A 14,330-nucleotide genomic window follows, 5' to 3' on the forward strand; every position below is an offset into this window, starting at 1 on the left:
GAGCCGTCGAGGCCCGGTCCGCCACCCCGGCCGGGACAGCGGTCGAGGCAACGACGGAGTGCCCCCGCCCGGTCGATCCGGGCGGGGGCACTCCAGCGCCCGGCGGAAGCGGCGGCCCCGGGCCTCACCAGCCCGGGCGGGCCGCGGTGGTGAGGGCGAGGGTCAGCAGCAGCCCGCCGCCCGGATTGGCCCCGGCGGACAGGGCGCCGCCGCCCGCCGCGCTCAACCGGGCGGCGGCACAGGCCAGTTCGGCCGTCGTGCGGTGCGTGCCGGGGGATCCGGAGGGGACCGCGGGCAGCCGGTGGCGCGCCTCGCCGGCCAGGTCCGGCCCGCGGTCGGCCACCTGGACCCGGATCCGGTCGGGCGTTCCGGGCCGGCCGGCGGTCAGCTCGGTGCGGACCAGTACCCGTGCCCCCGGCGGGCTGCGCCGCAGGGCGGACTCCACCATCGCGACCAGCACCGCGTCCAGGTGCTCCTGGACGGCGGGCACGGCCGGCAGCCGCTGCGCCGACCGCACGGTCAGCGCCTGCGGCGGTACGCCGGCCACGGCCCGGGCCACGGCGGTGGTCACCGTCGCCCAGCCGTACGGGAGTTCACCGGCGGCCTCGCCCGCGGCCGCCTCGCCCCCGACCGCCGGCCGGCCCGGCCGGCCCCGCAGGACGGCCGTGAGCCGGGCGAAGCGGCCTTCCCGCGCGCCGGGCGCGGCGCCGCGCGGCAGCCCGTACCCGGTCAGCCGACGGCCGGGATGTCGTGGGTGGCGCAGTGGATGCCGCCGCCGCCGGCCGCGATCGCGTCGATCTTCACGGGGACGATCTCCCGGCCCGGGAAGTACTGCTTGAGGACCTGCTGGGCGCGCTCGTCGGCCCGGGTGTCGCCGAACTTGGGCAGATAGACGCCCTTGGAGCCGACGTAGAAGTTCATGTACGAGGAGACGAAGGCGTCGCCGCGCCCGGTGATCTTGTCCGGGTCCGGCTGCTGGAGCTCGATCACCTGGAGCTTCTTGCCGGTCGCGTCGGTGGCGTTCCTGAGCACGCCGCGGGCCTGCTCGGCCGCGCGGGACCAGACGTCCGCCGGGCCGCCGGGGAAGGACTGGTCGAGCAGGACGACGCCGGGGGCGACGAAGCGGGCCAGGCAGTCGACGTGGGCGTCGGTGATGTCCTTGCCCTTGACGCCGGCCAGCCAGATCACCTTGGTCACGCCGAGCGCCTTCTTGAGCTCGGCCTCGACCTGGTCCCGGCTCATCCCCGGGTTGCGGTTCTCGTTGACGACGGAGCTCTCGGTGACCATGAGGGTGCCCTGGCCGTCGGTCTCGAAGGAGCCGCCCTCGGCGACCAGCGGGGTCTCGACGCGCTCGACGCCGAACTTGGTCAGCACCGTCCGGGCGATCTTGGAGTCGTTGGCGTGCTGCTGCTTGTTGCCCCAGCCGTTGAAGTTGAAGTCGACGCCCTTGACCTTGCCGCCCTCCTCGACGAACACCGGGAGGGTGTCGCGGGCCCACAGGTCGTCGACGGCCACCGGCACGACCTCGACGGCGGCGCCGCAGGCCTTCTGGGCGGCCTCCTTCTGCTCCGGGCGGGCCATCAGGACGACGGGTTCGCGGGCGGCGATGGCCTGGGCGAGGCCGGCGATGTCCTTGCGGACGTCCGGCAGCTGCTCGCCCCAGACGGTCTCGGAGGCGGGCCAGGACATCACGGTGCGCTGGTGCTTCTCCCACTCGGCGCCGAAGCGGCGGGCGCCGGGGGTGCCGGGCTGCTGGGACGGCGGCACGGCGCCGTCGAGGTCGCCGAGGTCGTTCGGGTCGCAGGCGGTCAGGCCGAGGGTGAGGACGCCGACTCCGGCGCCGATGCCGGCGATGGAACGGATCATGCCGCGGCGGGACAGGGCGTCGGGCGTACGGGCGTCGGGCGTGCGGGCGTTGGTCATACGGGCTCTCCGGGCAGGGTTCGAGGGTGGTCCGGGAAGGAGAACGGGGGCGGCTCGCGCTCCGGCTACGGCAGCGGCTCGTGCATGGTCGAGCAGTGGATGCCGCCGCCCCCGGTCATCAGCCGGTCGACGTCGAGCTGGACGACGTGGCGGCCGGGGAAGGCCGCGGCGAGCGCGTCCCGGGCGGCGGCGTCCTTGTAGGCGTCGCCGAACTGGGCGGTGATGACCCCGCCGTTGACGAGGACGAAGTTGAGGTAGGAGTCGACGAACTTGGAGCTGCGGGAGCGGACGGTGTCCGGGCCGTGCACGGGGATGACCTGGAGCCGGCGGCCGCGGGCGTCGGTCGCGGCGGAGAGGATGGCGAACTGCTCGCGGGCGTCGCGCGCCCAGGAGTCGTTGCGGTCGGCCGGCGGCAGCTGGACCATCACCACGCCAGGGCGGATGAACCGGGAGGTGACGTCGACGTGGTCGTCGGTGATGTCCTCGCCCTTGATGCCGGGCAGCCAGATCATCTTGTCCGCGCCGTAGGCCTCCAGGACGGCGTCCTCGATCTCGTCCCGGCTCATGCCGCGGTTGCGGTTCTTGTTGACCAGGCTGCTCTCGGTGGCCATCACGGTGCCGTCGCCGTCGGTCTCGACCGCACCGCCCTCGCCGACGAAGTCCGCGTAGGAGTGGCGCAGGCCGCGGTGGGCGGCGATCCGCTCGGCGGCCCGGGCGTCGTCGTAGTGGACCTGCTTGTTGCCCCAGCCGTTGAAGTTGAGGACCACGGCCTCCAGCCCGCCGTGGCCGTCCCGGCGGAACACCGGGGCGATGTCGCGCATCCACAGGTCGTCGGTGGGGATCGCGGTGATCACCTCGACGGAGGGGCCGCACCAGGAGCGGGCCTTGTCCGCGGTGTAGTCGTCCGGGGCGCACATGACCACCGGCTCGAACTGGGCGATGGTGCGGGCGATCAGGGCGATGTCCTCCTGGACGCCGCCCAGGCGCAGCCCCCACACGCCCCGGCGGGAGGGCCAGGACATCCAGGTCCGCGCGTGCGGGACGTCGTCGGCAGGCACCCAGGGGCCCGACTCGCCGGAGTGGTCGTCGTGGTAGTAGCTCACGGTGGTCTCCTGATCGTGCGGGGGTGCGCAGGTGCCGTCCGGGGGCCCGTGGGCCGGGTCCGCCCCGGGGAGCGTGGGCCCGCCGCCGTCTCCACTCTCCGTGTCGTGGCGCGTCGACGCACAGCGGGACGGACCGGACGGAAGGGGCGGGCAGCGCCTGCTGTCATCAGCAGCGTTGCACTGACTGAAAAGTCAGTCAAGTTCGGGCAAAAGCCGTGACTCCTGCCGCAGAGGTGGTCACGGAGCGCACCGGTGGCGGGCCGTTTCGGAGCCCGGCCCGGGTGGCTCCGACGGCTCTGACGCTCGGGGCGGATCGGACGGTTCCCGGGACCGGGCGGTTCCCGGGACCGGGCGGTTCAGGCGTCGAGCCGGGCGATCTCGGTGTCGATCGCCTCGGTCATCAGGGCGCGGGCGTGGGCGACCGGCAGGCTGCCGCTGAGCCAGCGGGTGCTGAGGCCCTCCAGCAGCGCGGTGAGCCGCTCGGCGGCGCCGGCCAGCGCCAGTGCGGAGGCCGTCGGCCGGATCACGCCGAGCAGCCCGGCGGTCTCCTGGACCCAGAGGCGGGTGGCGCGCGCGAGGTCCTCGCGCAGGGTCTCGTCGAAGACGGCGCTGGCCCGCAGCTCGCCCCAGGCGGTGCTGTTCTCCCGGACCTCGGTGCTGTCCTGGAGCTCCAGCAGCAGGGTCTGCTCCAGCTCCTCCCGCGCGGTCGGCGGCGGGGCGTCCGCGGGGCGGTCGGTGGTGTAGCCCTCGGCCCGGTCGCTGATGAACTCCAGGGTGCTCCGCAGGATGCCGGTGCGGTCCTTGAAGTGGTAGTAGATGAGCGCGGTGGACACGCCCGCCTCGGCGGCGAGCTCCTCCACCCGCAGCCCGCGCACGCCGCGCCGGGCGATGACGCGTGCGGCTGCTTGCAGGATCGACGTTCTACGACTGGCCATGGGTCGCCACCCTACCCGGGCGTAGGGTCGGGCGGGGCCGCGCGCGCGCGACCGGGGCGGCCGCCCGGCTGCCCGATCGGTCAGCCGGGCGGCCGAACCCGGGTGGGTGCCGGTGCCCGGGGCGCGGTTCAGGCCGCCGACGGCACGACGGGCTGGGACTGGGTCGCGCAGTGGATGCCGCCGCCGCCCGCCGCGATGGCGTTGATCCGCACCGGGACGACGGTGCGGCCGGGGTACTCCGCCGCCAGGACCGCGCGGGCCGCGTCGTCGGCCGCGGCGTCCCCGAACTGGGGCATCAGCACGGCGCCGTTGGCGGTGTAGTGGTTGGTGTAGCTGGCCAGGAAGGACGAGCCGGTCCCGTCGATCTTCTGGTGGTCGGGGCCGGGCAGCTCGACGATCGTCAGCGGACGGCCCTTGGCGTCGGTGGCGCTCTGCAGCACCTGCTTGGCCTGCTGGTAGACGTTGACCCACAGCGGGGCGGAGCCCGGCCCGGGCTTGTCGAGGATGACCCGGCCGGGCGCGCTGAACCGGGCCACGCAGTCGATGTGGCTGTCCGTGATGTCCTGGCCCGCCAGGCCGGCCACCCAGATCACCTTCTCCACACCGAGCGAGGACTTGAGCCGCTGCTCGACGTCGCCCTGGCTCAGCCCCGGGTTGCGGTTGGGGTTGACCAGTGAGCTGACGGTGGCGAGCAGGGTGCCCTGTCCGTCGGTCTCCAGTGAGCCGCCCTCGCCGGTGAAGGGCGCCTGGACGCGGTCGATCCGGTAGTGGGCGAGCAGCGCGGCGGCTGCCTTGGCGTCGTTGGCGAAGGCCTGCTCGTACTTGGTGCCGGTCTTGCCCCAGCCGTTGAAGTTGGTGTCCAGGCCGGCGACGGCGCCCGGGCCGACCAGGAAGGTCGGGCCGAAGTCCCGGATCCACAGGTCGTCGTTGGAGACCGGGAGGAAGGTGATGCCGTGGGAGAAGGGGATCGAGGCGGTGTTGCAGAGCGGGGTGGCAGCGGCCACCGACTCCGGGTTGATCACCATCACGACCGGCTCGAAGCGGGAGACCTCCTTGGCGAGGTTCGCGATGTCCGCCTGGACGGCGGGGAGTTGGGCGCCCCAGGCGGAGGTCGGTTCGGGCCAGGCCAGGAAGGTCCGGGCGTGCGGGTCGGTCTCGGCGGGCATCCGCAGCGTCGGCGCGGCGCCGGGGGCGGCGGCAGCGCCGGAGGCGTCGGGGACGGCGGCGGTGTCGGAGGTTTCGGCGGCCCAGGCGGTGCCGGCCAGGAGCGGGCCGAAGGCCGCCAGGGGTGCGGCCGCGGCGCCGTAGCGCAGGAGTCGGCGGCGGGAGATCGCGGGGTGGTCCATCTGGGCCTCTCGCAAGGTCGGAGCGCCCCGGGCAGTCGGAAGCGGCCGAGCGGGAGGTGCCGTCGGCGCGGGCCCGGGACGGGCGGGTGCGGGATGCCCTCAGCCTCTCCCGGACTGAAAAGTCAGTCAAGATGTACCCCCTGGTGGTAGGTGTCCGAAATCGTGGAGATCTCGTACCCACCACCAGGGGGCGGGCGGAGCCCGGTCCGTTCCCTCGCGGACGGGCCCCTACCGACCGCCCCTGGCCCGTGCCGTCCGGGAGCCGTCGGTGTTCATGGGTGTCGATCGGTCAGATGCGGTTGTGGGCCTCGGTGAGGCAGTGGCGCATGATCTGTTCGATCTCGTCGAAGGTGTTCTGGTCGGCGGTCAGGGGCGGGGCGAACTGGACGACCGGGTCGCCGCGGTCGTCGGCGCGGCAGTAGAGGCCGTTGTCGAAGAGGGCCTTGGAGAGGTAGCCGTAGAGGACGCGTTCGCACTGCTCGTCGGTGAAGGTGGTCTTGTTCGCCTTGTCGGTGACGAGTTCGACGCCGTAGAAGTAGCCGTTGCCGCGGACGTCGCCGACGATGGGCAGGTCGCGGAGCTTGTCGAGGGTCTTGAGGAAGTTGTTCTCGTTGGCGAGGACGTGCTGGTTGAGGCCTTCGCGTTCGAAGATGTCGAGGTTGGCGAGGGCGACGGCGGCGGAGACGGGGTGGCCGCCGAAGGTGTAGCCGTGGGGGAAGACGGCGTCGCCGGTGTAGAAGGGTTCGGCGATGCGGTCGGAGATGATGGTGGCGCCGATGGGGGCGTAGCCGGAGGACATGCCCTTGGCGCAGGTGATCATGTCGGGGATGTAGCCGAACTTGTCGGCGCCGAACATGGTGCCGAGGCGGCCGAAGGCGCAGATGACCTCGTCGGAGACGAGGAGGACGTCGTGGCGGTCGCAGATGTCGCGCAGGCGTTGGAAGTAGCCGGGGGGCGGGGTGAAGCAGCCGCCGGCGTTCTGGACGGGTTCGACGAAGACGGCGGCGACGGTGTCGGCGCCTTCCTGGAGGATGGCGGTTTCGATCTGGTCGGCGGCCCAGCGGCCGAAGGCCTCGGGGTCGACGGTGCCGTCCGGGCCTTCGAGGAAGGCGGGGGCGCGGTAGATGTTGGTGTTGGGGGCCTTGTGGGTGCCGGGGACCAGGGGTTCGAAGGGGGTCTTGTAGCCGGGCAGGCCGGTGATGGACAGGGCGCCCTGGGGGGTGCCGTGGTAGGCGATGGCGCGGGAGATGACCTTGTGCTTGGCGGGCTTGCCGGTGAGCTTGAAGTACTGCTTGGCGAGTTTCCAGGCGGTCTCGACGGCCTCGCCGCCGCCGGTGGAGAAGAAGACCTTGTTGAGGTCGCCGGGGGCGTGGTGGGCCAGGCGTTCGGCGAGTTCGATGGCCTTGGGGTGGGCGTAGCTCCAGACCGGGAAGAAGGCGAGTTCCTTGGCCTGCTTGGCGGCGACCTCGGCCAACTCGGCGCGGCCGTGGCCGGCTTGGACGGTGAACAGGCCGGCCAGGCCGTCCAGGTAGCGCTTGCCGTTGCTGTCGTAGATGTAGGTGCCCTCACCGCGGACGATGGTCGGTACGGGCGCGTTCGCGTACGACGACATCCGCGTGAAGTGCATCCACAGATGGTCGTACGCGGTCTTCGAAGAAGGGTCCGCTGTCATTCGGTGTCCTCAGCTGTAGGGCCGTTCCCGTGACGTCGGGAAACGGGGGGCGCACGGCCGGGCGCGGAAGTTCCTCGCGCGGATTCGCCGTGGCAGGAGGTGCGGCAGGGGCCGCGACGGGCGAGCGGCACGCCGCCGTGCGCCGCTCGACTCGACGTGGATCTTGCCCGAGGTGGCGTCAGTCGTCAAGTGATTCCGTTGAGTTGGCGCCGGAAGCCCTTCGGATTTCGTTGCCGTCGGCCGGATCCTATGGGCATCTCGGCAGTGCGGTCGGCGCCCGGACGCCGAAGCGCCCCCGACCGGCCGGTGGCGGGTCGGGGGCGCTCCGGTGCGGGGCCGGGGCCGGATCAGCGGCGCGCGGCGGCCCCGACGGCGGCGAGCCGGCCCACGGCGTAGGCCGTCCTGGTGAGGTCGTCGGCGGCGTGGCGCAGCGCGGTGTCGAGGTCGCGCGGGCCCGGGCCGATCGGCAGCACGGCGGTGGCGCCGTGGTCGTACAGCAGCTCGGCGCCGGGGCTGAGCGTGCCGCCGAGCACGACGCAGGGCACCGCCGCCGCCGTGCAGGCGTCCACGACGCCGCGGACGGTCTTGCCCGCGCTGGTCCCGGCGTCCACCTTGCCCTCCGCGGTGAGGCAGAGGTCCGCGCCGGCGAGCCGCTCCTCGAAGCGGGTCAACTGCCGGATCAGGCCCGCCCCGGGCACCAGGTCGGCGCCCAGGGCCAGCAGGGCCGCGCCGAGGCCGCCGGCCGCGCCCGCGCCGTCGGCGGGTCCGGCCCCGGCGAGCAGCGGCGACAGCGCCCGCAGGCCCTCGTCCAGCAGCCCGACGGTGTCCGGCCGCGCGCCCTTCTGGGGGCCGAAGACCCGGGCGGCGCCGTCCGGACCGAACAGTGGGCTGGTGACGTCGGCCGCGACCAACAGCTCGACGCCGGCCAGTCGTTGACGGGCGGGGGCGAGGTCGATGCGGTGCACCCGGGCGAGGTCCGCCCCGCTGCCGCGCAGTCGGTCGCCGTCCGCGTCCAGGACCTCGGCGCCGAGGGAGGCGAGCAGTCCGGTGCCGCCGTCCATGGTGGCGGTGCCGCCGAGGAAGACCACGATCCGGCGGGCGCCCCGGGCGACGGCCGCCAGGACCGGCGCGGCCAGGCCCGCGCTGGAGGCGCGCAGCACGTCCGGCTCGGTGCCGGCCAGGGCGTCCCAGCCGATCGCCTCGGCCGCCTCGATCAGGGCCGTCCCGTCGTCGAGGTGCCCGACCGGCACCGGGAGCGGGCGCCCGAGCGCGTCCACGCTGTCCACGGTGGTGACCGTGCCGCCGAGGGCCGCCTGGACGGTGAGCCGCGAGCCCTCGCCGCCGTCGGCGAGCGGGTGTTCCACGGGTGTGCCGCCGGCCGCGCGGATCCCGGCGGCGAGGGCGGCGGCGGCCTGGGTCGCGTCCAGCGAGCCGCGCAGCTTGTCGGGGGCGCAGACAACGCGCATGGTGGGTCCTTCCGTTGGGGGTGGCGACGGGGCGGGACGGGGCCGGCCGTCCCGCCGCGGTGGGGCGGCGACCGGTCAGACGGTCATCCAGCCCAGCACCGGCGTCGACTGGAGGTAGACGAGCAGGGCGAAGGCGGCGAGCAGGCCGAGGCTCCAGCCGAGCACCCGGCGGAAGATGGTGCTCTCGCTGCCGGGCAGGCCGATCGCGGCCGCGGCGACGGCCAGGTTCTGCGGGGAGAGCATCTTCCCGAGCACGCCGCCGCTGGAGTTGGCGGCGGCGAGCAGCGTCGGGTTCAGCCCGGTCTGGTGCGCGGCGGTCACCTGGAGGACGCCGAACAGCGAGTTGGCCGAGGTGTCGGAGCCGGTGACGGCGACGCCGAGCCAGCCCACGATTGGGGAGAACAGGGCGAAGGCGGTGCCGGTCTGGGCGAGTGCGGTGCCCAGGCTGACGGTCTGGCCGGAGAGGTTCATGACCCAGGCGAGGGCGAGCACGGCGGTGACGGTGACGACCGTCCAGCGCAGCCGGTGCAGGGTCGCCCCGTACGCCCTGGCCGCGGTGCGCGGGCCGATCCGGTAGAGCGCCATGGTGAGCAGGCCGGCCAGGAACAGCACCGTGCCGCCGCCCTTGAGGTGCTCCAGCTTGAAGGTCACGGCCGAGGCGGGCTGTCCGGTGGGGGTCTCGACGTGCAGGCCGGGCCAGGTGAAGTGGAGCGTCCCCTCGGCGGTCAGCCAGTCCTTGACCGGGCCGACCTGGGTGAGGGCGAACAGCGCGCAGATGATCAGGTACGGGGCGAAGGCCATCAGGGCGCCGCCCTGCGGAGCGGGCTCGCCGGCGGGCTCGGTCGTGGGCTCGCCGGACCCCGCGGGCGCGGCGGCCGGCGCCTGCCGGACGGTCCTCGGCTGCCAGACCCGCAGGAAGCCGACCACCGCGACCAGGGTGGCGATGCCCGCGACGATGTCGGTGATCTCCACGCTGCCGAAGTTGGCGCAGAGGAACTGGGCGAGCCCGAAGACGAGTCCGGCCACCGCGGCGACCGGCCAGGTCTCCCGGACGCCGCGCCGTCCGTCGAGCAGCAGGACCAGGATGAGCGGGATGAACGCGGCGATCAGCGGGGTCTGGCGCCCGGCCATCGCGCCCAGGTCGTGCAGCGGCAGGCCGGTGACGCCCGCCAGGGTGGTCAGCGGGACGCCGAGGCTGCCGAAGGCGACCGGAGCGGTGTTGGCCACCAGCGCGACGGTCGCCGCCTTGACCGGGGCGATGCCGACCGCGATCAGCATCACCACGGTGATGGCCACCGGGGTGCCGAACCCGGCGAGCGCCTCGATCAGCGCACCGAAGCAGAAGGCGATCAGGATGGCCTGGACGCGCTGGTCGGCCGAGACGCTGCCGAAGGAGCGCCGCAGGACGGCGAACCAGCCGGTGACCTCGGTCATCTTGTAGATCCACAGGGCGTTCACCAGGATCCAGAGGATCGGGAACAGCCCGTAGAAGCCGCCCTCGGCCGCGCCGGAGAGGGCCTGGCCGGCCGGCATGCCCCAGACGAACACCGCCAGGACGATCGCGAGCACCAGCGAGGCCACCGCGGCGAGGTGCGCCTTCACCCGGAAGACGCCGAGCAGCACGAACAGGGTGAGCAGCGGCAGCGCCGCGCAGAGTGCGGACCACAGCAGTGAGCCGGCCAGTGGATCGAGGACCTGGCGGTACATGGAACCTCCTGGAACGCGACGACCTTGTCGCGTGGAGCGTGGGGTGGGGGAGTGGGGTTCCCAAAGTTGTAAGACAAGTGTGCACGGCAGTCAAGAGTTCACGTATGGTAACTTAGCGGAGCCGATCGACACCCTGGAGGAATGATGGCCACCCGCCCACAGGCGACGTCCCTCATCGACGCGCTGGTCGTGGAACTCCGCGAGCAACTGCTCGACGGGCGGCTCCCGGGTGGCACGGTGCTGGTGGAGACGGACATCGCGGGCCGGTACGAGGTGGCGCGGCCGACGGCCAAGGCCGCCATCGAGCGGCTCACCGGGGAGGGGCTGCTGCGGCGCGACGCGCACCGGAGCGCCCGGGTCCCGGTGTTCGACGCGGACGACGTCGCCGACCTCTACTACGTCCGGACCTGCGTCGAGCGCCAGGTCATGCGGGAGTTGGCGCAGCGCAGGCTCGTCCCGCCGGCCGCCGTGGAGGCGCAGGCGCAGATCCGCCGACTGGCGGAGGCGGAGGACTCGGCGGTCGCCTCGGTGGAGCCGGACGTCCGCTTCCACCGCTCGCTGGTGGACGCCCTCGACAGCCCGCGGCTGAGCCGCAGCCACGCCTCGATCATGGCCGAGATGCGGCTGTGCATGGCCCAGGTCCAGACGTACAAGCTGCTCAGCATCGCCGAGATCGCCGACGAGCACGACGCGATCCTCGCGGCGATCGCCGACGGTGACACCGAACAGGCGGACCGCGCGCTCGCCGTCCACCTGGACCGGGCGAGCGCGCGGCTGCGCGAGCGGATGGGCTAGTCCCCGACCTTGAAAAGCCGCGGTCGGCCCGGCCGCCCGCGGGGGTTCAGCGCCGGGCCAGCTCCGTGTCGACGGCGCCGCGGAGCAGTCGGCGGGCGTGGTCGAGGCTCAGCGAGCCGCTGAGCCAGCGCACGCTGAGGCCCTCGGTCAAGGCGGTGAGCCGTTCGGCGGCGGCCGCGTGGGCAGGGGCGGTGCCGGTGGGGTTGGCGCGGGCGAGCAGTTCGGCCACGTCGTGCACCCAGGTGTGGGTGGAGCGGGCGAGTTCCTCGCGCAGGTCGGGTTCGAAGACGGCGGTGGCCCGCAGCTCGCCCCAGGCGGTGCTGTTCTCGCGGACCTCGGCGGTGTCCTGGAGTTCGCGCAGCAGGACCCGTTCCAGGTCGGTTCGCGGGTCCTCGGCCCGGGCGGCGGGCTCCTGGTCGGCGGTGTAGTGGTCGGCGCGGTCGCTGATGAACTCCAGCGTCCGGCGCAGGGTGCCGGCCCGGTCGGTGAAGTGGTAGTAGATCAGCGCGGTGGACACCCCGGCCTCGGCCGCGAGCTCGCCCATGCGCAGTCCGCGGATGCCGCGTCGGGCGATGACGCGGGTGGCGGCTTCGAGTATCGCTGTCCGACGGTCCGACATGAGCGGTCACTCTACCGGGATTCGGGCCGGCTCGTTACACAATCCTGACGAAAATTTCAGGACTCCCTTCCGAGGGCTCCCCGAGACCGGCTCCCTGGTCAGCGCGCCGCACTGCCCTGGTGTAGACCGGTGGTCCGGGGTTGGCCGGGGTGTTCCGAAGGTGACCGAAAGGTAACTGTCCCCCAGGGGCTTGACTGAATTTTCAGTGCGGTGAAGGATGCGGGGCAACCCCCACACCTCCCACCTCATGCAGGGAGCGTTTCTTGAACACCCCCACCCCCTCAAGAAGAAGCCTGCTCCGCTTCGGCGCGGCCGCCGTGCCGCTGGCCGCCCTCACCGCGGCCTTCCCGGCCGCCGCCCGGGCCGACGACGCCCAGGCGGCCACGGCCACGGCGACGGAATCGGCCACGGGATCGGCCACCGCCACCCCGCGGCTGCGGATGCCGGCCGAGAGCGACCGGCACGACCGCACCTTCATGGCCTGGCCCGCCCTCTCCTCGATCTGGGGCAACAAGCTCTCCGCGGTCCGCGACGACATCGCCCGGGTCGCCTACGAGATCTCCCGCTACGAGCCGGTCGTCCTGGTCGCGCGCCCCGCCCAGGCCGCGAGCGCCCGGTACTGGTGCGGCCCCGGCAGCACCTACGGCATCACCGTCGTCGAGATCCCCAACGACGACCTGTGGATCCGCGACTTCGGCCCGACCTTCACGGTCGCGCCCGGCACCGTCGCCGGGGTCGACACCCACTTCAACGGCTGGGGCAAGACCGGTACCCCCTACTACCAGCCCTTCGCCGAGGACGCCGCGGTCGCGGCGAGCCTGCTCGCCGAGTACGGCGTCAGCCGCGTCAGCGCCTCCTTCACCGGCGAGGGCGGCGCCCTGGAGACGGACGGCCAGGGCACCCTGCTGGCCACCGTCAGCTCGCTGGTCAACCCGAACCGCAACCCGGGCATGACCCAGGACCAGGTCGAACAGGCCTTGAAGACCAGTCTCGGCCTGGACAAGGTGATCTGGCTGGCCGGTCTGGCCGGCCAGGACATCACCGACGACCACATCGACTGCCTGGCCCGCTTCACCTCCGCGGGCCGGGTCGTCCTCGACAAGCCCGGCCCCGGCACCGACCAGGTCTGGATCGACGTCTACCAGCAGGCCAAGCAGGTCCTGCAGAGCGCGACCGACGCCCAGGGCCGCGCCCTGACCGTGGTGGAACTGCCCGGCCCGGACCGCACCCTGATCCGCGGCCGCGGCAAGGACTTCCTGTCCAGCTACACCAACTTCTACGTCGCCAACGGGTCGGTGTTCGTGCCCCAGTTCGGCGACGGCTACGCCGACGGCCTGGCCTACACCATCCTCCAGGCCGAGTTCCCCGGCCGCGACGTCGTCCAGATCAACATCGACAACATCGCCTCCGGCGGTGGCGGCATCCACTGCGCCACCCAGTCCCAGCCCGCCGTACCGGCGGTCTAGGCCCTCCAACCCCTCGGCGGCCCGCCCGGTACCCCACGGCGGCGGGCCGCCGAGGCCTCGGCCCCGCGGCCTGCCCGGCGGATCCCGCCGGGCCCCGACGCCGAGCCCGCACCACAGCACCGCACCAGTTCCGAACGGAAGAGGAAACCCGTGACGTTCCGAATGCCCGCCGAGTGGACCGAGCACGAGGGCTGCCTGATGGCCTGGCCCGTACGGCCGGACCTCTGGGGCGACACCCTGGACGAGGTGAAGCGCGAGTACGCGACGGTCGCCCGCGCCATCGCCGAGTTCGAGCCGGTCACCATGGTGGCGCCGCCCGGCCACGGCGACGAGGCGCGCGAGCTCTGCGGCGAGGGCACCACCGTCGTCGAACTCCCGCTGGACGACTCCTGGTTCCGCGACAGCGCGCCGATCTTCGTGCTGGACGGCGAGGGCCGGCGGGCCGGCGTCGACTTCCGCTTCAACGCCTGGGGCCGCAAGCACCACCCCTGGGACACCGACGACCGGATCAGCGCCCTGCTGCTGGACCACCTGGGCGTCCCCGCCGTCCGCTCCGAGATGATCCTCGAAGGCGGCGCCATCACCGTCGACGGCGAGGGCACCCTGATCACCACCGAGCAGTGCCTGCTCCACCCCAACCGCAACCCGGACCTGAGCCGGGAGGAGATCGAGGACGAGCTCAAGGCCCGCCTCGGCGTCACCAAGGTGATCTGGCTGCCCTACGGCGGCGCGCTGGACACCGAGACCGACGGCCACGTCGACGGCGTCTGCGCCTTCGTCGCCCCCGGCAAGGTCGTCGTGCAGCTGCCCGCCGACCCCGAGCACCCGGACTACGTGCGGATGCGCGCCAACCGCACCGTGCTGGAGCACTCCACCGACGCCCAGGGCCGGCCCTTCGAGATCGTCGACGTCCCGCAGGCCGCCTTCGTCGAGGTCGACGGCAACCGGGTCGAGGTCGGCTACCTCAACTTCTACCTGGCCAACGGCGGCGTCGTCGTCCCGGTCGCCGACCACCCCGAGGACGCGGGCGCGCTCGCCGTCCTCGCCGCGGCCTACCCCGACCGCAAGGTGGTCGGCGTGCGCGCCCGGGTGATCGCCTACGGCGGCGGCGGCGTCCACTGCATCACCCAGCAGATCCCGGCCGCCCGGGCCTGACCCCCGGCCGCCCGGGCCGGCCCCCATCCGGCCCCCGTCCGGCCCACGGACGCGACCGCCCCACCGGCGCGTCCCCCGCGGACCGGTACGGCCCGCACCCCGTACCGCTCCGCACCTCCCGTTCCGCACCGATCGGAAGACCA

General features: G+C 73.3%; 12 protein-coding genes. 3 read left to right on the forward strand and 9 right to left on the reverse strand.

Annotation, left to right across the window (positions count from 1 at the left end):
- Positions 1 to 124 precede the first annotated feature (124 nt).
- From ACFC1T_RS30040 to ACFC1T_RS30075, 8 genes are all read right to left on the reverse strand, one after another.
- On the reverse strand, positions 125 to 571 hold the full coding sequence (locus ACFC1T_RS30040) for a hypothetical protein (RefSeq protein WP_375893507.1): 447 nt from the start codon (positions 569 to 571) through the stop codon (positions 125 to 127).
- A 158-nt stretch (positions 572 to 729) separates the two neighbouring features.
- On the reverse strand, positions 730 to 1,923 hold the full coding sequence (locus tag ACFC1T_RS30045) for an agmatine deiminase family protein (RefSeq protein WP_375893509.1): 1,194 nt from the start codon (positions 1,921 to 1,923) through the stop codon (positions 730 to 732).
- A 65-nt stretch (positions 1,924 to 1,988) separates the two neighbouring features.
- Positions 1,989 to 3,026, reverse strand: a complete 1,038-nt coding sequence (locus tag ACFC1T_RS30050) for an agmatine/peptidylarginine deiminase (protein WP_375893511.1) — start codon at positions 3,024 to 3,026, stop codon at positions 1,989 to 1,991.
- Positions 3,027 to 3,382: 356 nt separating this feature from the next.
- A complete protein-coding gene (locus ACFC1T_RS30055) occupies positions 3,383 to 3,961 on the reverse strand; it encodes a TetR/AcrR family transcriptional regulator (RefSeq protein ID WP_375893512.1) in 579 nt (192 codons plus the stop codon).
- A gap of 128 nt (positions 3,962 to 4,089) precedes the next feature.
- On the reverse strand, positions 4,090 to 5,307 hold the full coding sequence (locus tag ACFC1T_RS30060; RefSeq protein WP_375893514.1) for an agmatine deiminase family protein: 1,218 nt from the start codon (positions 5,305 to 5,307) through the stop codon (positions 4,090 to 4,092).
- A 289-nt stretch (positions 5,308 to 5,596) separates the two neighbouring features.
- Positions 5,597 to 6,979 carry an aspartate aminotransferase family protein gene (locus tag ACFC1T_RS30065; protein WP_375893516.1) on the reverse strand — a complete coding sequence of 461 codons (1,383 nt, stop codon included), beginning with the start codon at positions 6,977 to 6,979 and terminating at the stop codon, positions 5,597 to 5,599.
- A 347-nt stretch (positions 6,980 to 7,326) separates the two neighbouring features.
- The gene (locus ACFC1T_RS30070; protein WP_375893518.1) at positions 7,327 to 8,445 is read right to left on the reverse strand and encodes a glycerate kinase; all 1,119 of its coding nucleotides are present in this window, start codon (positions 8,443 to 8,445) and stop codon (positions 7,327 to 7,329) included.
- Positions 8,446 to 8,520: 75 nt separating this feature from the next.
- Positions 8,521 to 10,152: an L-lactate permease gene (locus tag ACFC1T_RS30075; RefSeq protein ID WP_375893520.1), complete on the reverse strand. Its 1,632-nt coding sequence runs from the start codon at positions 10,150 to 10,152 to the stop codon at positions 8,521 to 8,523.
- Positions 10,153 to 10,293: 141 nt separating this feature from the next.
- Between ACFC1T_RS30075 and ACFC1T_RS30080 the strand changes: the two genes are divergently transcribed.
- Positions 10,294 to 10,947 (forward strand): GntR family transcriptional regulator, encoded by a 654-nt coding sequence (locus ACFC1T_RS30080; protein WP_375893522.1) that lies wholly within the window; start codon positions 10,294 to 10,296, stop codon positions 10,945 to 10,947.
- A gap of 46 nt (positions 10,948 to 10,993) precedes the next feature.
- On the opposite strand, the gene ACFC1T_RS30085 is transcribed toward ACFC1T_RS30080, so the two are convergent.
- A complete protein-coding gene (locus ACFC1T_RS30085; protein WP_375893524.1) occupies positions 10,994 to 11,566 on the reverse strand; it encodes a TetR/AcrR family transcriptional regulator in 573 nt (190 codons plus the stop codon).
- A gap of 263 nt (positions 11,567 to 11,829) precedes the next feature.
- On the opposite strand from ACFC1T_RS30085, the gene ACFC1T_RS30090 reads away from it, so the two are divergent.
- On the forward strand, positions 11,830 to 13,032 hold the full coding sequence (locus ACFC1T_RS30090) for an agmatine deiminase family protein (RefSeq protein ID WP_375893526.1): 1,203 nt from the start codon (positions 11,830 to 11,832) through the stop codon (positions 13,030 to 13,032).
- A 150-nt stretch (positions 13,033 to 13,182) separates the two neighbouring features.
- Positions 13,183 to 14,187 carry an agmatine/peptidylarginine deiminase gene (locus tag ACFC1T_RS30095; protein WP_375893527.1) on the forward strand — a complete coding sequence of 335 codons (1,005 nt, stop codon included), beginning with the start codon at positions 13,183 to 13,185 and terminating at the stop codon, positions 14,185 to 14,187.
- Positions 14,188 to 14,330: the final 143 nt, after the last annotated feature.

Origin of the sequence: Kitasatospora sp. NPDC056076 (genome assembly GCF_042266305.1) — a bacterium.
Lineage (GTDB): Bacteria > Actinomycetota > Actinomycetes > Streptomycetales > Streptomycetaceae > Kitasatospora.

Excerpts from the sequence above, each read along its gene's own strand:
- ACFC1T_RS30045 (WP_375893509.1), bottom strand. The coding sequence starts at position 1,923 with ATGACCAACGCCCGCACGCCCGACGCCCGTACGCCCGACGCCCTGTCC.
- ACFC1T_RS30055 (WP_375893512.1), bottom strand. The coding sequence starts at position 3,961 with ATGGCCAGTCGTAGAACGTCGATCCTGCAAGCAGCCGCACGCGTCATC.
- ACFC1T_RS30060 (WP_375893514.1), bottom strand. The coding sequence starts at position 5,307 with ATGGACCACCCCGCGATCTCCCGCCGCCGACTCCTGCGCTACGGCGCC.
- ACFC1T_RS30065 (WP_375893516.1), bottom strand. The coding sequence starts at position 6,979 with ATGACAGCGGACCCTTCTTCGAAGACCGCGTACGACCATCTGTGGATG.
- ACFC1T_RS30070 (WP_375893518.1), bottom strand. The coding sequence starts at position 8,445 with ATGCGCGTTGTCTGCGCCCCCGACAAGCTGCGCGGCTCGCTGGACGCG.
- ACFC1T_RS30075 (WP_375893520.1), bottom strand. The coding sequence starts at position 10,152 with ATGTACCGCCAGGTCCTCGATCCACTGGCCGGCTCACTGCTGTGGTCC.
- ACFC1T_RS30080 (WP_375893522.1), top strand. The coding sequence starts at position 10,294 with ATGATGGCCACCCGCCCACAGGCGACGTCCCTCATCGACGCGCTGGTC.
- ACFC1T_RS30085 (WP_375893524.1), bottom strand. The coding sequence starts at position 11,566 with ATGTCGGACCGTCGGACAGCGATACTCGAAGCCGCCACCCGCGTCATC.